Below are 15,755 nucleotides of genomic sequence, written 5' to 3'. Positions count from 1 at the left end.
CCCTCTAGCCCTTCGGCGCCCGGCCGTCCCGGTACAGCCGGCGTTTGTTGATGTAGCGCACCACACCGTCCGGCACCAGATACCAGACGGGGTCCCCCTGCGCCACACGCGCACGGCAGTCCGTCGAGGAGATGGCCAGCGCCGGGACCTCGATCAGGGACACCCCGCCGGCCGGCAGGCCCGGATCGGCCAGGGCGTGCCCGGGACGGGTGACCCCGATGAAGTGGGCGAGCGAGAACAGTTCGTCGACGTCGCGCCAGGTCAGGATCTGGGCGAGCGCGTCTGCGCCGGTGATGAAGAACAGGTCGGCGTCGGCGTGCAGCGCCCTGAGGTCCCGCAGGGTGTCGATGGTGTACGTCCGGCCGCCGCGGTCGATGTCGATGCGGCTGACCGAGAACTGCGGGTTGGACGCCGTGGCGATGACCGTCATCAGGTAGCGGTCCTCGGCCGGCGACACCGCCTTGTGGCTCTTCTGCCACGGCTGCCCGGTCGGCACGAAGACCACCTCGTCCAGATGGAACCTGGCCGCCACCTCACTCGCCGCGACCAGGTGCCCGTGGTGGATGGGATCGAACGTCCCGCCCATCACGCCCAGCCGCCGTTTGCCGGCGCCGGACACTATGTGCTCTCCCATGCGTGCCGACCTTAGCCGTCCGGCGCCGATCGCGCCGCCGCCCGGGCCCGGTGCCTCAGCGGTCCCGGTTGAAGCGGGTGGTGATCCACAGCAGCAGGAGCAGCACCGCCAGAGCGCCGAAACCGGTCGCGTAGGGGTTGGCGGACGCGCCGCCGTGCTCGCCGTTCTCGGCACCGGAGGCCAGGAGGGTCAGGGTGTGCACGGTGTCGGGGAGGGTCATCGTCGGCAGACCTATCGGGTAGGGGCGGAAACTTGAGCCACATCGTAAGCGGGGCGGGATGCTGTGGCGTGTGGCACCCACCACCTAGGGTGGGGTCCGGCACGGGGGACGGGCCCACACCAGACCCGCAGGGGGCGGACGATGACAGACGGCAACGGCACAACCGAGCACCTTCCCGGCCGCAGCAGGCGGCGCTTCCCGGGGATCTCCTCACGGGCTTACGAGCATCCCGCGGACCGCTCCGCGCTGGTGGCGCTGCGCAGGCTGAGCGGATTCGACACGGTCTTCAAGGCGCTGAGCGGGCTGCTGCCCGAGCGCAGCCTGCGCCTGCTGTTCCTGTCGGACTCGGTCCGGGTGGACGACGCCCAGTTCACCCACCTGTACGCCATGCTGCGCGACGCCTGCTACATCCTGGACCTGGAGAAGGTCCCGGCCATGTACGTCACCCAGGACCCGAAGCCCAACGCCATGTGCATCGGCCTGGACGAGCCGGTCATCGTGGTGACCACCGGGCTGGTGGAGCTGCTGGACGAGGAGGAGATGCGGGCGGTGATCGGCCACGAGGTCGGCCACGCCCTGTCCGGGCACGCGGTGTACCGGACAATCCTGCTGTTCCTGACCGGGCTGGCCGTCAAGGTGGCGTGGATCCCGCTGGGGAACGTGGCGATCATGGCGATCGTGACGGCGCTGCGCGAGTGGTTCCGCAAGTCGGAGCTGTCGGCGGACCGTGCCGGGCTGCTGGTCGGCCAGGACCTCCAGGCGTCGATGCGCGGCCTGATGAAGATCGCCGGCGGCAACCACCTGCACGAGATGAACGTCGACGCCTTCCTGAAGCAGGCCGACGAGTACGAGTCCTCCGGCGACCTGCGCGACTCGGTGCTGAAGATCCTCAACGTGCTGCCGCGCAGCCACCCCTTCACCACCGTGCGCGCCGCGGAGCTGCGCAAGTGGGCCGCGAGCCGCGACCACCAGCGGATCGTGGAAGGCCACTACGACCGGCGCGAGGACGACAAGGACACCTCGGTCTACGAGTCGTTCCGGCAGTCCGCGAGCCACTACTCCGACACCGTGCGCACCAGCAAGGACCCGCTCATGGGCCTGCTGCGGGACCTGGGCGACGGCGCCGGGGACCTGGGCGGGAAGCTGCGCGACCGCTTCGCCGGGCGCGGTGCGAACGGCGGCGCCAAGGGCGACGGCGGCGGGAGCGGCGGCGCGGAGGGCGCTACGGGCGCGGCAGGGAGCTAGGGTCCAGCGTCCCGCACACCGGGCTGTCGCCGCCGCCGCGCACGTACGGGTCGGTGCCGGCCGGGTGGTCGGCACCGGCGGTCTGCCCGGCCGTCAGCGGGCGCAGGGCGTCGTGGGCCCGGGCCGCGCAGGACATCGGCCCGGCCCGCACCTCGCTGCGCTCCACCGTCAGATGGTGGTCGCGCAGGTCCTCGCGGTCGAAGCGCAGCCGCAGTTCGCGCCGCACCGTGAACAGCGAGGCGGCCTCCCCGTCCGCCCGGTCGCCGCTCGCCCGGGCGGCGGGCCGGACGGCGTAGACGAAGACGTGGTCGGTGACGATCTCCAGCGCGTCGGCGTCCGCCTCGCGGACCTCCATCGTGCCGCGGACGCGCACCCCCTCGCCGGCGAACTCGGTGCGCTCGGGGTCGAAGCGCACCAGCCAGCCGGTCGCCGCGTGGTGGCCGTCGGCCGCGGGCCGCTCGATGCTGCGGTCGAACTGCGCGTGCTGGTCCGGGTCGATCAGTATCCGCACCGGCCGCGCGGTCTCACCGCTGAGCACCTCGGGGTTGAGGGAGCTCTCGACCACGTACTCCTTGGCGACGGCCAGCGCGGCGAGCACCTGGCTGTCGGCGAAGTGGGCGGTGGAGCGGACCGGGGGCAGCGTCACCCCGGCGGCCCCGGTGTAGAACTCCGCGGCCGGGCTGCGTTCGAACAGCCGTGACGGCCGCCCTCCGGGCACCCCGTTCCCCCCGTCCGGCGAGAGCGGGACGACCGTGCTGCTCATCACCCGCGGGCCCGGCTGCTCCACGGGCTGCCGCGGGCCGCTCACCCCCGCGTAGACCACGGCTCCGAAGGCGAGCACGATCAGCACCGCCAGGACCAGGCCCCGCCAGGGCACCCCGTGCAGCGGCCGGGGCGGGAGGGGGCGGACGGGGTGCTCGCAGTCGGCCAGCCGCTCCCGCGCGGAGAACTCCTGGAGACGGGCAGCCCGGACGAACGACTCGTCGAAGACGGTGGAGCGGTACTCGTCGTCACCGCCTCCGGGCAAGCCCCGCGGCGGTGGGTCTCCAGGCCCGGCCATATCCCCCAGGGTAGATCCGGAAAAGGCCCCCAAACCCGCCCTCACGGCTCGATAACGGTAAAAGTCGGGCAGCGTCCGCCGGGCGGCCTACCGGCACCCGGCGGATGCCGGACCGGCCGCGCCCGTCACGCCGGGCCGTCGAGCGAGGAGGTGCTGTAGTGGCCGGACAGGGAGGGCAGCGCGCCGGACCGGCCGGCCGGCGGCGGGGCGTCGACCCCGCTGGTCGCCGGCGGCGGCTCCGGCGGGGTCTGCTGCCGCTGCCCCGAGGCGCCCCGGTGGACGGCGGCGAAGGCCATCGCGACGATGCCGACGCCCATCACCACGGCGAGCACCCAGGCGACCGGCCGCTGCCAGCGGACATGGCCCCGGTACGGGCGCGGAGGACGCCCGTGGGGGCCGCCTCGGCCGTCGCCCTCCTCGGTGTAGCCGGCGTAACCGGCGTCCTCCGGGTACTCGGCGTCCTCCACGTACTCCAGGTGGTCGAGGCGGTCGGCGAACTCCAGCCGGCCGTAGCGGTACCGGCCGTGGTCGTCGCCGTCGTCCGCCCCGGTGTCGCGGTCGTGTTCGGCGCCCTCGGGATCGTCCCGCCACGGTCCGTGGCCGTACTGCTCGTCGTGCGCGAGCGCCGCCTCGGTCTCGGAGGGGGACTGGGCGGCGGCCAGCGTGCGCTCGGCGGCGGTGGGCTCGTGGATCAGGGCGGCACGTACGAAGGACTCGTCGAGTACCACGGAGGCGAACACGTCGTCCGCCGCCGCGCGGTCGCGGTCGTCGGGCTCCTCACCGCTGTGGTGCGGCTGGCCCCCCACATCCTCCGGCACGGGACCAGCGTAGACCCGCCGGAGGACTTTGGGCAGGGAGAACGGTGATTCGTCTGCTTCGTGCGAGGTCCGCGGGCGTCGGCGCGCTCCCGCCGGAGCGCGCCGCAGGCGGCGGGCTCAGCCGCGTACGTGCCCCTCGCCCGTGACCACGTACTTCGTCGAGGTCAGCTCCGGCAGGCCCATGGGGCCGCGGGCGTGCAGCTTCTGGGTGGAGATGCCGATCTCGGCGCCGAAGCCGAACTGGCCGCCGTCGGTGAAGCGGGTGGAGGCGTTGACCATGACCGCGGTGGAGTCCACCAGGGACACGAAGCGGCGGGCCGCGGTGGTGTCGGAGGTGACGATCGCCTCGGTGTGGCCGGAGGTCCAGCGGCGGATGTGCTCCACCGCGGCGTCCAGGGAGGGCACCACGGCGGCGGCGATGTCGTACGAGAGGTACTCGGTGGCCCAGTCCTCCTCCGTGGCGGGCACCACGTCCACGCCCCCGGCCTCGCCCGCCTTCGCCCAGGCCCCGTCGCCGTGCACGGTCACCCCGGCCTTCTCCAGCGCGGCCAGGGCGCGCGGCAGGAAGGCGTCGGCGATGCCGGAGTGCACCAGCACCGTCTCGGCGGCGTTGCAGACGCTGGGGCGCTGCGCCTTGGAGTTGACCAGGATCTCCACGGCCGTGTCGAGGTCGGCGTGCTCGTCGACGTAGACGTGGCAGTTGCCGGTGCCGGTCTCGATGACCGGGACGACGGACTCCTCCACGACCGTCCTGATCAGGGAGGCGCCGCCGCGCGGGATCAGCACGTCCACCAGGCCGCGGGCGCGCATCAGCTCCTTGACGCTGTCGCGGCTCTCGCCGGGCACGAGCTGGACGGCGTCGGCCGGGAGCCCGACGGAGGCCACGGCGTCGCGCAGCACGGCGACCAGGGCGGTGTTGGAGGAGTACGCGGAGGACGAGCCGCGCAGCAGCACCGCGTTGCCGGCCTTCAGGCAGAGCACGGCGGCGTCCACGGTGACGTTGGGCCGGGCCTCGTAGATGATGCCGACCACGCCGAGCGGCACCCGGATCTGGCGCAGTTCCAGGCCGTTGGGGAGCGTGGAGCCGCGCACCACCTCGCCCACCGGGTCGGGCAGGGCCACCACGTCGCGCACGTCGGAGGCGATGGCGGCGATCCGCTCGGGGGTGAGGGTGAGCCGGTCGACGACGGATTCGGCCGTCCCGGCGGCGCGGGCCCTGTCCACATCGGCGGCGTTGGCCTCGACGATCTCGCCGGTGCGGGCCACCAGGGCGTCGGCGATCGCGAGCAGCGCACCGTCGCGTGCGGTGCGCGGCAGCGGGGCGAGCGCGGCGGCCGCCTCCTTGGCGCGGCGGGCGGTGTCGATCACGGGCGAGGTCTGCGATGCGCTGCTCATGCTCCCAGCGTAGCCAGGGCGGGCGGCGTCCATCCTGAGGTCCGCAGTACGAGACGGGCGGGGTGCCCCGGGCGCGCCGCGCGCGACCGCCGCCCGGGCACACCGGTGCGGGATCAGAACGGGTGGACGCCCGCCGGCACGGCGGGGTGCGGGCCGTAGCCCTCGGCCACCCGCTGGTGGTAGGTCTCGCGGCCGATGACCTCCAGCCCGACGATCTCCCACGGCGGCAGCTTCGCCGACGCCCGGTGCTCACCCCACAGCCGCAGCGCCACGGCCGCGGCGTCGTGGAGGTCGCGGGCCTCCTCCCAGTAGCGGATCTCGGCGTGGTCGTTGGCGTACCGGCCGGCCAGCAGGAAGGGGTGGTCGTGGGCGAGCCGCTCCAGCGCCCGCCTGACGTCCCTGAGCGGTGCCTCGGCACCGGAGACGCTGAGGGTGACGTGCCACAGGCGCGAGGCGCCGTCGGAGCGGCCCTCCTCCCCGCCGCGGCGGGAACCCGGCTCCGCCATGCCCCGCGGGGGGCTCCCCGCCCCGTCGCCTCGCTGGGGGTACCCCAAGTCGACGCTGGTCAGTCGTCTCACCGGCGGCCTCCCGTGTGGTGCCGAACTCATGACTGCGCTCGTGCGACCGCGCTCGGGCGACTGCGCTCGTGCGGTCACGCGGTGGGCCGCCGTCCCGGCGCGGCCCTCCCACAGAAGTGGACCAGTACTCGAGCCGCCGTGTGGCGGTTTTCGGGAAGGTGCCCGTTGAAAGGCTGACCCGAGGGTGCCGTCAGTGACGCAGCAGGACCAGGTCGTCGCGGTGGACGACCTCCCTCTCGTACGCGGGACCGAGTTCGCGGGCCAGGTCGCGGGTGGAGCGGCCGATCAGCCGGGGGATCTCGCGCGCGTCGAAGTTGACCAGCCCGCGGGCGACGGGCCGCCCGGCGGCGTCCCGCAGTTCGACCGGGTCGCCCGCGGAGAACTCGCCCTCCACCCCGGCCAGCCCGGCGGGCAGCAGCGAGGTGCGCCGCTCGACCACGGCCCGTACCGCGCCGTCGTCCAGCACCAGCGCGCCGCGCGGGGCGGAGGCGTGGGCCAGCCACAGCAGCCGGCCGGCCGAGCGGCGGCCGGTGCGGTGGAAGTAGGTGCCCACCGGCCGCCCGGCGAGGGCGTCGGCGGCGCGGGTGGCGGAGGTGAGCACCACGGGGACGCCGGCCCCGGCGGCGATCCGGGCCGCCTCGACCTTGGTGACCATGCCCCCGGTGCCGACCCCGGCCTTCCCGGCGCTGCCGATCTCCACCCCGTCCAGGTCGTGCGGGCCGCGCACCTCCCGGATGAGGGAGGTGCCCGGGGTGGACGGGTTGCCGTCGTAGAGGCCGTCGACGTCGGAGAGCAGGACCAGCAGCTCGGCGCGGACGAGGTGGGCGACCAGCGCGGCCAGGCGGTCGTTGTCGCCGAAGCGGATCTCGTCGGTGGCGACGGTGTCGTTCTCGTTGACGATCGGCACCGCGCCCATGGCCAGGAGCTGGTCCAGGGTGCGGTAGGCGTTGCGGTAGTGCGCGCGGCGGCTGGTGTCGTCCGAGGTCAGCAGCACCTGGCCCACGCGCCGGCCGTAGCGGGCGAAGGAGGCGGTGTAGCGGGCCACCAGCAGCCCCTGGCCGACGCTGGCGGCGGCCTGCTGGCGGGCGAGGTCGCGGGGGCGCTTGTCCAGGCCCAGCGGCGCCAGTCCGGCGGCGATGGCGCCGGAGGAGACCAGCACGATCTCCTTGCTGTCCTCGTCCTCCGGGGCGCCGAGGTACCTGGCCACCACGTCCACCAGCGCGTCCACCCGGTCGGCGTCCAGCCCGCCGGCGGCGGTGGTCAGCGAGGACGACCCGATCTTCACCACGATCCTGCGGGCGTCTCGCACGTCCCGCCGAAGGCCCTGCTCTGCCGCTGCCACCTGCGCCGTCCCCTGCGTGTGATCTCTCGTCCGGTCGCTGTGCAATCTACGCGAGCCCCCTCCCGGCCCGCCCGCCCGTTCCGACGGCCGGACGGTGCGCCCGGCGGGCGGAACGGGGGCCCGGCGGCGTTTGCGCTCCGCCGGGAGCCGCCGGAGACTGACGGGCGTCCTCTCGCCAGATCATCTGACATATCCGTTCCGTCACCCGGAGGGAAGGATCCCCGTGAGCCAGGTCTCCCCCGCCGTCGCCTCCCCGGACACCCCGGGCCGCCCGGACGCCTCGACCGCCTCTGACACGCCGGACACCCCGGGCGCGGAGGGAGGCAGACGGCCCCGGGAGCGCGACGCGTTCTTCGACAACGCCAAGTTCCTGGCCATCGTGCTGGTCGTCGTCGGTCACTCGTGGGAGGGGCTGCGCGACGGCAGCCGGGCCGTGGCGGCGGGCTATCTGCTGCTGTACGCCTTCCACATGCCCGCCTTCACCATCGTCTCGGGCTACTTCTCGCGCGGTTTCTCGTTCCGGCCGCACCAGATCCGGCGGCTGGTCACCGGGGTGGCTGTGCCGTACGTCGTCTTCGAGACGGCGCTCAACCTGTTCCGCGCCTGGAACACCGGCGAGGAGCTGAGGATCACCCTGCTGCACCCGTGGTACCTGACCTGGTTCCTCATGGCGCTGTTCATCTGGCGGCTGACCGCTCCGCTGTGGCGCGCCCTGCGTCATCCCTTCACCGTGTCGGTCGTCCTGGCCGCCGCGGCCACGGCATCCCCCGACATCGGCGGCGACCTCGCCCTGCAGCGGGTGCTCCAGTACCTGCCGTTCTTCGTGCTGGGCCTGCGCCTGGAGCAGCGCCACTTCGAGGCGCTGCGGGACCGGCGGCTGCGGCTGCTCGCACCGGCCGTCCTCGCGCTGGGCGCCCTGGCGGCCTACTGGGCCGTGCCACGGATGAACCCGGACTGGTTCTACCACCGCTACGCGGCCCAGGAGCTCGGCGCTCCCGGCTGGGCCGGGGTGCTGATGACGCTGGGGATGCTCGGCTGCTCCCTGCTGCTGAGCGCCGCCTTCCTGAGCCTGACGCCCTCCCGGCGCACCTGGTTCACGGCGCTGGGCGCCGGGACGCTGTACGCGTACCTGCTGCACGGCTTCCTGGCCAAGGGGGCGCACTACTGGGACTGGTACGAGGGCGGCTTCGTGAACAGCGCGCCGGGTGTCCTGCTCGTCACGGCCACCGCGGCCGCGGTGGCCGTGGCCCTGACCACGCCCCCGGTGGTCAGGGCCTTCCGCTGGGCGATGGAGCCGCGGCTGGAGTGGTTCTTCGCCCCTGAGCCCCCGTCGCGGGCGGGCCGGGACCGGCGGACCGCGGCGCCCGGCGCCTGACCCGGAAGCCTCCCCGGTCGTCCGGTGGGCATGTGGCCGAAATCGAGGGCAACCATTCGGTCATCCCATGTGTCTTAACTTGCGGTTCAGATCGATTGCACCCGCAGATAACCCAATCTTCGGGCTGCGTGTGCTCTGCGCGCCTTGCGAGGGTTGCGCGGAACGTCCGGGCGACGGGCTCCCCCGGGCACCGATCGGCTCCGGCCCACTTCCCGACCGCCTACGAGGATTGCCGACCAGACATGGACATACCCCCCCTTTCCGAAGTGCGCCGCCTCACCGAGAAGAAGCGCGACGCCTGGTGGACGGTGCTGCTCGTCGACCCCGTGGCCACGCCGCTGGTCCGGTGGACGGCGAAGTGGACCAGGGTGACGCCGAACCAGATCACCTGGGGGGCGCTCTTCCTCGGCCTCGTCGCCGCCGCCTGCTTCGCGCGCGGCGACTGGAAGTGGCTGCTGATCGGGGCCGGGCTCTACCACCTGAGCTTCATCCTGGACTGCATGGACGGCAAGCTCGCCCGGCTCACGGGGAAGGGCTCGGAGTTCGGCGGCTGGCTGGACTACGTGTTCGACCGGGTGCGGGTGCTGATCTGCGCCGTCGCGCTGATGGGCGGCCAGTACTCCCGCACGGGGGAGGTGGCGTACGTCTGGCTGGCCCTCGTCGTGGTCTTCCTGGACGCCCTGCGCTACCTGGACGCGCTCCAGATCTTCAAGGTGCGCCACAGCATGCGCAAGAAGATCAGGGCCCGCGCCAAGGCCAGCCGGCGGGCGGCGAGGGCCCTGATGACCGCCGAGGAGCTGGAGCGGGACCAGGAGCTGGAGCAGCGCGCGCGGGAGCGGGAGCAGGAGCGGGACAACGACGGCGACGAGGAGCAGGGGATCGCCTTCATGGAGGACCTCCTCCGTGAGAACCCCACCGCGGACCTCGACGACGCCCCCGGCCGGGACGGGGACGGCCCGGACACCGGAGCCGACAGCGGCGAGGAGGCCCGGCCGCGGGAGAAGAAGGTCATCGACCTGCACGTGGAGTTCAAGAGCCGGTTCCCCTGGTACGGCCGCTTCCGCACCTTCCTGCTCCGGCACCGCATCCGCACCCACCTGGTGAGCGGCATCGAGTTCCAGATGGCCGTGTTCATCGTGGGCCCGGTCCTCGGCGCGATCATGCCGGTGACCGTCGCGGCGGGCGCCCTGCTGATGGTGTTCGAACTCGCGATCATCTACAAGCTGCTGCTGTCCACCAGGGACTTCGAGCGCACCCTGGCCTCCTACCCGGTCCCCGAGGTTCCCGAGACCGCGTCCGAGATCACGTCCGAGATCATGTCCGAGGCCACCGCGCCCGCCGCCCCCGGCGCCGCCTCCGGCACCGCTCCGGGGATCCCGGCCCAGCCCGGCGGCCCGGACGGGGAGAGCCTGCCGTCGCGCGACGGCACCGCCGTCGGCGGCCGGTAGGGACGGACGCGCACGCCGCCGGGCGGGGCGGTGGACGGGAGGCCGGCCTCCCGTTCACCGCCCCGCCCGGCGTTGCGCGAGGGCACCGCGCGAGGACACCGCCGCGATAACCGTAGGATGAGCGCCGCAAACGCATCACCGAGTGGTCGTCGAACACTCCGTCGCATGCCGATCGCCGTTGGGAAGCGGTGCCGGGACGCCCGGCAGGCAGGGGGTGGGCGGTAGGCGAGACGACACGTATGACGTCCCTTCCTGGAGCGTGACCTGTCTGATGTCCGCCTCGTTCCCAGTCCTGAGGCTCTTCCGCGGTAAGCAACGGCCCAAGGGAGGTGCCGCACGGCCCGCCCCCCCGAGTTTCTCGGTGAAGCACGCGCTGGCCCTCTCCGTCCTGCTGGGCGCGGCCCTCCTCGCACAGCTGCTGGGCGCGCTGCTGGCGAACATCGCCCTGTTCGTCGCGGGCTCCTCGGTCGGCCTCCTGCTCGACCTGTACCTGGTGCACCGGCAGCCCCGGCTGGTCGCCGCACTGGGCAGGCTGCGCTTCGACGTCACCGCCCGCCAGCTGCTGCGCGACGCGCTGATCGTCGTCGGCCTGGTCCGGCTGCCGGGCATCGACCCGATCGAGGAGCAGCCCCTCGCCCTGGCCCTGCTGGCCGGCTACTTCCTGCACTTCTGCTGCCAGGCCGCCGCACTGCTGATCAGGCGCCGGCGCACCCTCCCCTTCGTCACCCGCAACATCGACGCCTCAGCCCTGCGGCTGTCCTCCGCGCCGCCGCGGCTGCTGGCCCGCCAGCCCAGCCGCCGGCTGCTGTACTTCGCCCTGCCCGCCACGGCCGGTCTGATGACCTCGGCCCTGACCGCCGACGCCCTGTGGGGCCTGCTGGGCGTGGGCGTCACCCTGGCCCTGCACCTGGGCGGCATACTGCGGCTCGCCGCCTGGCTGCGGCCCGGCGCGCAGCCCGCGAACGAGCGGCAGGCGCTGGAGTGGCTGGACCGCTGGCTGGCCGAGTACCGGCCGACGGTGGCGATGTACTTCTCCGGCGGCGCCGCCTCCGCCTACCAGGCGAACATGTGGCTGAGCACGCTCTCGGCGCTGGAGGCCAGGCCGCTGATCGTGCTGCGCGAGCGGTTCATGGTGCAGAAGATCGACGCGACCGACGTGCCCGTCGTGTGCATCCCCAAGGTCGCGCACCTGATGCGGCTGGAGCACTCCTCGCTCAAGATGATGCTGCACCCGGCGAACTCCGGTAAGACCTCGCAGGTGCTGCGCATCCCGTCGATCAAGCACGCCTTCATCAACCACGGCGAGAGCGACAAGCTCTCCAGCTGCAACCCCTACGCCAAGGCCTACGACGAGGTGTGGGTCGCGGGCCGGGCCGCCCGGGACCGCTACCGGCTCGCGGACATCGGCGTCGACGACCGCGACGTGGTGGAGGTCGGCCGCCCGCAGCTCGCGCCGATCCGCCCCTACGCCGGGCCCCCGGCCGCGGACGGCCCCGTCACGGTGCTGTACGCGCCCACCTGGGAGGGCTGGACCGACGACCCCGGCAACACCTCGGTCATCCTGGCCGGCGAGAACATCGTCCGCGCCCTGCTGGCGGACCCGAAGGTGCGGCTGCTGTACAAGCCCCACCCGATGACCGGTTCGGTCGACCCGCGCGCGGCCCGCGCCAACGAGCGCATCCAGCAGATGATCGCCGAGGCCAACGCCCGGCGCTCCGGCCCGCGCCCCGGCCCGGAGGCCGCCGCCGAGCTGGCCCGCCGCACCGCCGCGCTGGACGAGCTGACCACCACGGCGTTCCGGCCGAGCGCGGACGAGATGGAGCGGATGCTGCTCCAGTCCACGCCCGGGGGGGACCGGGAGGCGGCGGTGGCGGCCGCGACGGCCGCCTGGGAGGAGGCCTACTGGGCGTCCTTCCCCGAGTGGGAGCATCTGGTGATCACCGGGCCGCGGCCCGCCCTGTACGCCTGCTTCAACCGTTCCGACCTGCTGATCAGCGATGTCTCCAGCGTGGTCTCGGACTGGCTGGCAAGTGAGAAGCCGTACGCGGTCGCCAACACCAGCGGTCTGGCGGAGGAGGAGTTCAGGGCCGGCCTGCCGACCGTGCGGGCGGCCACCATCCTCACCCCCGACGCGGCCGGCGTGCCCGCCCTGCTGGCCTCCGTCCGGGACCCGTCCCGGGACACCATGGCGCGGGCCCGCGCCGAGCTGAAGGTGCACCTGCTGGGGCCGGCCGATCCGCCGTCGATCGTCCGCTTCGACCGGGCGGTCGCGGCGCTGTGCGCCAAGGCCGACAGGCGCCGCGAGCTGATGGCCCTGCGCACGGACGACGCTCCGGCACCGCGGGTGGCCGCCGAGGCGGCGGAGGCGGCCGAGGCCGCGGAGGCCGTGCAGGAGCCCGACCACAGCGACCCGGAGAACTCCCTCACCACCTGACGTCCGGCCGGTGAGCCGCGAAGCGGCGGTGGCCCCGTCCTCTCCCGGGAGAGGACGGGGCCACCGCCGCTTCGCCGTCCGTACCGCGCCGCTCCTACTCCTCGAAGGGGTCGAAGTCCTCGTACGCGCGCAGGGCCTCGTCGCGCTCCGCCTCGCGGTCGCGGCGGCGCTGGGCGGCCGGGCGGAGGGTGTCCATGCGGTGGTCCTCGCCGCGGCGGCCGAGCATCTCCGCGCCCGCGGCCACCGAGGGCTCCCAGTCGAAGACGACCGCGTCCTCGTCCGGCCCGATGGCCACGCCGTCGCCCTCCCGGGCGCCCGCCTTCATCAGCTCGTCCTCGACACCGAGGCGGTTGAGCCGGTCGGCGAGGTAGCCGACGGCCTCGTCGTTGCTGAAGTCGGTCTGGCGCACCCAGCGCTCCGGCTTCTCGCCGCGCACCCGGAAGAAGCCGTCGCCCTCCTGCGTGACGGTGAAGCCCGCGTCGTCCACGGCCTGGGGGCGGATGACGATACGGGTCGCCTCCTCCTTCGGCCTGGCCTCGCGCGCCTCCTCCACGATCCCCGCCAGGGCGTAGGACAGCTCCTTGAGCCCCTTGCGGCTGACGGCCGAGACCTCGAAGACCGGGTAGCCGCGCGCCTCCAGGTCGGGGCGGATGATGTCGGCCAGGTCCTGGCCGTCGGGGATGTCCACCTTGTTGAGCACCACCACGCGCGGGCGGCCGTCCAGGCCGCCGTACTGGGCCAGCTCGGCCTCGATGACGTCGAGGTCGGTCACCGGGTCGCGCTCGGACTCCAGCGTCGCGCAGTCCAGCACGTGGACCAGGACCTCGCAGCGCTCGACGTGGCGCAGGAACTCCAGCCCCAGCCCCTTGCCCCGGCTGGCGCCGGGGATCAGGCCGGGCACGTCGGCGATGGTGTAGACGGTCGCGCCGGCCGTCACCACGCCCAGGTTGGGCACCAGGGTGGTGAAGGGGTAGTCGGCGATCTTCGGCTTGGCCGCGGAGAGGACGGAGATCAGGGACGACTTGCCCGCCGACGGGTAGCCGACCAGGGCCACGTCCGCCACCGTCTTCAGCTCCAGGACGATGTCGCGGGTCTCCCCCGGCTCGCCCAGCAGCGCGAAGCCCGGCGCCTTGCGGCGGGCCGAGGCCAGCGCGGCGTTGCCCAGGCCGCCGCGTCCGCCGCGTCCGGCGACGAAGGTGGTGCCCTGGCCGACGAGGTCGGCGAGCACGTTGCCCTGCCGGTCCAGGACGACCGTGCCGTCCGGGACGGTCAGCACCAGGTCCTTGCCGTCCGCGCCCGAGCGGTTGCCGCCCTCGCCGGGCTTGCCGTTGGTCGCCCGGCGGTGCGGGGTGTGGTGGTACTCCAGCAGCGTGGTCACGGACTGGTCGACGACGAGGATCACATCGCCGCCCCGGCCGCCGTTGCCGCCGTCCGGGCCGCCCAGCGGCTTGAACTTCTCGCGGTGGACGGAGGCACAGCCGTGGCCTCCGTTACCCGCGGCGACGTGCAGCTCGACGCGGTCCACGAAGGTGGTCATGACGGGTGCCTCCAGGCTGGTGTTCGAGGGGTGTGCGGATTGCGGAGGGGCGGACCGCCGGGGGTGCCGCACCGGTGCGGCGGCGCGGCAGGCGGCCGGCCGCCTCCTTACAGCTTCTTGCAACGCGCCGAGGGCGGAACCGCTTCCCCGTCCGTACGCGCGGGGCACGTACGGACGGGAGGCGGTCCGCCCTCGGAGGGTGCTGCGGGTCGTACCGGAGCCGGTGGTTACTCGGCGACCGGGACGATGTTCACGACCTTGCGGCCGCGGGAGGTGCCGAACTGCACCGCACCGGCGGCCAGCGCGAACAGGGTGTCGTCGCCGCCGCGGCCCACGCCGGAGCCCGGGTGGAAGTGGGTGCCGCGCTGGCGGACCAGGATCTCGCCCGCGTTGACGACCTGACCGCCGAAGCGCTTCACGCCGAGCCGCTGGGCGTTGGAGTCACGACCGTTCCGAGTGGACGATGCGCCCTTCTTGTGTGCCATCTCTCCTCAGTCCCTTACTTCGTCGCCGGGGCGTCGATACCGGTGATCTTCAGCGCGGTGTGCAGCTGACGGTGACCGATCCGCTTGCGGTAGCCGGTCTTGTTCTTGTACTTCATGATGTCGATCTTGGCACCCTTGTGGTGGTCCACGACCTCGGCGTGGACCTTCACACCGGCCAGGACCCACGGGTCGCTGGTGACCGCGTCGCCATCGACGATGAGCAGGGTCGAGAGCTCGACGCTGTCGCCGACCTTGCTGGTGGAGATACGGTCAACCTCAATGACGTCGCCGACGGACACCTTCTGCTGGCGGCCGCCGGTGCGCACGATCGCGTACACGCGGAACTCTCTCTCGCTCGTGGGTGGGGCCCCTGATGCCAGCCGCTCGCCACGGGCACGGCCCGTGCGGATCCGAGTGGATTGAGCGGCCTCTCCTCGCGCTCACGCGACACCTCGCGGAGTGCGTGGAGGGATCTGCTCAGGAGCCTGGCGTGTCCATCGACACGCCGCGACGGTCAAGGTTACGGGGCTTTGTCGCGGGGGGTCAAACCGGCCCCGGACGCCGGTGGGCGTCCAGGGCCGGTCCGTACCCGTCAGTCCTCGGCCGGGGCCGAGACGGAGGACGGGCTCTGCTGCTCGGCCGCCGCGGTCTTGCGGGTGGCCGTCTTCTTGGCGGCGGTCTTGGTGGCGGCCTTCTTCGCCGTCGCCTTCTTGGCGGCGGTCTTGGCGGCGGTCTTGGTGGCGGCCTTCTTCGCCGTCGCCTTCTTGGCGGCCGACTTGGAGGCGGCCTTCTTCGCCGTGGAGGCCGTCTTCTTGGCGGCGGTCTTCTTCGCCGTCTTGCGGGCCGCCTTCTTCGCCGGGGCGGCTTCCTCCGCGGCTTCCTCGGCGGCTTCCTCCGCGGCGGTCTCCGAGAGAGCTTCCGCGGGGGCCTCGGCCGACGCCTCGGCGGCGGGCTCCGGTTCCGCGGCGGGCCCGGCGGACGGGACCGCGGGCTCGGTGATCTCGGCCGCCTCGGGGGATCCGGCCGGAGCGGCCGCACGGCGCACCACACGGCGGCGGGGACGGGCCGGCGGTGGAGGAGGCGGTGTCGGAGGCGGTGCGGCCCTCGGCGTCGACCACGACGGCCTTGTAGCGCAGCGGCGTTCCGGCCTTCACGTCCCGGCCGATGTACTGGGTGACCTTGTA

Annotated in this window: 15 protein-coding genes; 4 read left to right on the top strand and 11 right to left on the bottom strand. The window is 73.4% G+C overall.

Going from position 1 to position 15,755, the window contains the following annotated elements; all coding sequences use genetic code 11:
• Positions 1-4: 4 nt before the first annotated feature.
• Both nadD and ACLIYP_RS16375 read right to left on the bottom strand, forming a co-directional pair.
• Positions 5-634: a nicotinate-nucleotide adenylyltransferase gene (nadD, locus tag ACLIYP_RS16380; protein ID WP_394636448.1), complete on the bottom strand. Its 630-nt coding sequence runs from the start codon at positions 632-634 to the stop codon at positions 5-7.
• 55 nt (positions 635-689) lie between these two features.
• Complete coding sequence (locus ACLIYP_RS16375; protein ID WP_177213826.1) at positions 690-854, bottom strand: hypothetical protein; 165 nt, start codon at positions 852-854, stop codon at positions 690-692.
• A gap of 141 nt (positions 855-995) precedes the next feature.
• Here ACLIYP_RS16375 and ACLIYP_RS16370 point away from each other — a divergent pair, with 141 nt between their 5' ends.
• The gene (locus ACLIYP_RS16370) at positions 996-2,099 is read left to right on the top strand and encodes a M48 family metallopeptidase (RefSeq protein ID WP_412713871.1); all 1,104 of its coding nucleotides are present in this window, start codon (positions 996-998) and stop codon (positions 2,097-2,099) included.
• Here ACLIYP_RS16370 and ACLIYP_RS16365 read toward each other — a convergent pair.
• From ACLIYP_RS16365 to proB, 5 genes are all read right to left on the bottom strand, one after another.
• The gene (locus ACLIYP_RS16365) at positions 2,077-3,159 is read right to left on the bottom strand and encodes an SCO2583 family membrane protein (RefSeq protein WP_412713870.1); all 1,083 of its coding nucleotides are present in this window, start codon (positions 3,157-3,159) and stop codon (positions 2,077-2,079) included. The two genes, ACLIYP_RS16370 and ACLIYP_RS16365, sit on opposite strands and share 23 nt — an antisense overlap.
• 125 nt (positions 3,160-3,284) lie before the next feature.
• Positions 3,285-3,977: an SCO2584 family spore wall biosynthesis protein gene (locus tag ACLIYP_RS16360; protein ID WP_412713869.1), complete on the bottom strand. Its 693-nt coding sequence runs from the start codon at positions 3,975-3,977 to the stop codon at positions 3,285-3,287.
• 117 nt (positions 3,978-4,094) lie between these two features.
• The gene (locus ACLIYP_RS16355) at positions 4,095-5,372 is read right to left on the bottom strand and encodes a glutamate-5-semialdehyde dehydrogenase (RefSeq protein WP_412713868.1); all 1,278 of its coding nucleotides are present in this window, start codon (positions 5,370-5,372) and stop codon (positions 4,095-4,097) included.
• Positions 5,373-5,485: 113 nt separating this feature from the next.
• Positions 5,486-5,878 carry a hypothetical protein gene (locus tag ACLIYP_RS16350; RefSeq protein WP_412713867.1) on the bottom strand — a complete coding sequence of 131 codons (393 nt, stop codon included), beginning with the start codon at positions 5,876-5,878 and terminating at the stop codon, positions 5,486-5,488.
• 262 nt (positions 5,879-6,140) lie between these two features.
• On the bottom strand, positions 6,141-7,259 hold the full coding sequence (gene proB / locus ACLIYP_RS16345; RefSeq protein ID WP_412713883.1) for a glutamate 5-kinase: 1,119 nt from the start codon (positions 7,257-7,259) through the stop codon (positions 6,141-6,143).
• A gap of 250 nt (positions 7,260-7,509) precedes the next feature.
• Here proB and ACLIYP_RS16340 point away from each other — a divergent pair, with 250 nt between their 5' ends.
• From ACLIYP_RS16340 to ACLIYP_RS16330, 3 genes are all read left to right on the top strand, one after another.
• Positions 7,510-8,667 carry an acyltransferase family protein gene (locus ACLIYP_RS16340; protein ID WP_412713882.1) on the top strand — a complete coding sequence of 386 codons (1,158 nt, stop codon included), beginning with the start codon at positions 7,510-7,512 and terminating at the stop codon, positions 8,665-8,667.
• A 266-nt stretch (positions 8,668-8,933) separates the two neighbouring features.
• Entirely contained in the window at positions 8,934-10,115 is a 1,182-nt protein-coding gene (locus tag ACLIYP_RS16335) for a CDP-alcohol phosphatidyltransferase family protein (RefSeq protein ID WP_412713881.1), read from the top strand.
• Between the two features lie 361 nt (positions 10,116-10,476).
• Positions 10,477-12,549, top strand: a complete 2,073-nt coding sequence (locus tag ACLIYP_RS16330; protein WP_412713866.1) for a hypothetical protein — start codon at positions 10,477-10,479, stop codon at positions 12,547-12,549.
• Between the two features lie 94 nt (positions 12,550-12,643).
• Here the strand turns inward: ACLIYP_RS16330 and obgE are convergent, their stop codons facing one another.
• The 4 genes from obgE to ACLIYP_RS16310 all read right to left on the bottom strand — a co-directional run bounded on the left by obgE (position 12,644) and on the right by ACLIYP_RS16310 (position 15,619).
• The gene (gene obgE, locus ACLIYP_RS16325; protein WP_412713865.1) at positions 12,644-14,086 is read right to left on the bottom strand and encodes a GTPase ObgE; all 1,443 of its coding nucleotides are present in this window, start codon (positions 14,084-14,086) and stop codon (positions 12,644-12,646) included.
• 227 nt (positions 14,087-14,313) lie between these two features.
• The gene (gene rpmA / locus ACLIYP_RS16320) at positions 14,314-14,571 is read right to left on the bottom strand and encodes a 50S ribosomal protein L27 (RefSeq protein WP_065959305.1); all 258 of its coding nucleotides are present in this window, start codon (positions 14,569-14,571) and stop codon (positions 14,314-14,316) included.
• 14 nt (positions 14,572-14,585) lie between these two features.
• On the bottom strand, positions 14,586-14,909 hold the full coding sequence (gene rplU / locus ACLIYP_RS16315; RefSeq protein WP_093654483.1) for a 50S ribosomal protein L21: 324 nt from the start codon (positions 14,907-14,909) through the stop codon (positions 14,586-14,588).
• A 254-nt stretch (positions 14,910-15,163) separates the two neighbouring features.
• The gene (locus ACLIYP_RS16310; RefSeq protein WP_412713864.1) at positions 15,164-15,619 is read right to left on the bottom strand and encodes a hypothetical protein; all 456 of its coding nucleotides are present in this window, start codon (positions 15,617-15,619) and stop codon (positions 15,164-15,166) included.
• Positions 15,620-15,755 lie beyond the last annotated feature (136 nt).

Origin of the sequence: Streptomyces nanhaiensis (genome assembly GCF_046614825.1) — a bacterium.
GTDB classification, from domain to species: Bacteria; Actinomycetota; Actinomycetes; order Streptomycetales; family Streptomycetaceae; genus Streptomyces; species Streptomyces radiopugnans.
The sequence above is the reverse complement of the archived record's forward strand: the minus strand, read 5'-3'. Positions and strand labels throughout refer to the sequence as shown.

Excerpts from the sequence above, each read along its gene's own strand:
- nadD (WP_394636448.1), bottom strand. The coding sequence starts at position 634 with ATGGGAGAGCACATAGTGTCCGGCGCCGGCAAACGGCGGCTGGGCGTG.
- ACLIYP_RS16375 (WP_177213826.1), bottom strand. The coding sequence starts at position 854 with ATGACCCTCCCCGACACCGTGCACACCCTGACCCTCCTGGCCTCCGGT.
- ACLIYP_RS16370 (WP_412713871.1), top strand. The coding sequence starts at position 996 with ATGACAGACGGCAACGGCACAACCGAGCACCTTCCCGGCCGCAGCAGG.
- ACLIYP_RS16365 (WP_412713870.1), bottom strand. The coding sequence starts at position 3,159 with ATGGCCGGGCCTGGAGACCCACCGCCGCGGGGCTTGCCCGGAGGCGGT.
- ACLIYP_RS16355 (WP_412713868.1), bottom strand. The coding sequence starts at position 5,372 with ATGAGCAGCGCATCGCAGACCTCGCCCGTGATCGACACCGCCCGCCGC.
- ACLIYP_RS16350 (WP_412713867.1), bottom strand. The coding sequence starts at position 5,878 with ATGGCGGAGCCGGGTTCCCGCCGCGGCGGGGAGGAGGGCCGCTCCGAC.
- obgE (WP_412713865.1), bottom strand. The coding sequence starts at position 14,086 with ATGACCACCTTCGTGGACCGCGTCGAGCTGCACGTCGCCGCGGGTAAC.
- rpmA (WP_065959305.1), bottom strand. The coding sequence starts at position 14,571 with ATGGCACACAAGAAGGGCGCATCGTCCACTCGGAACGGTCGTGACTCC.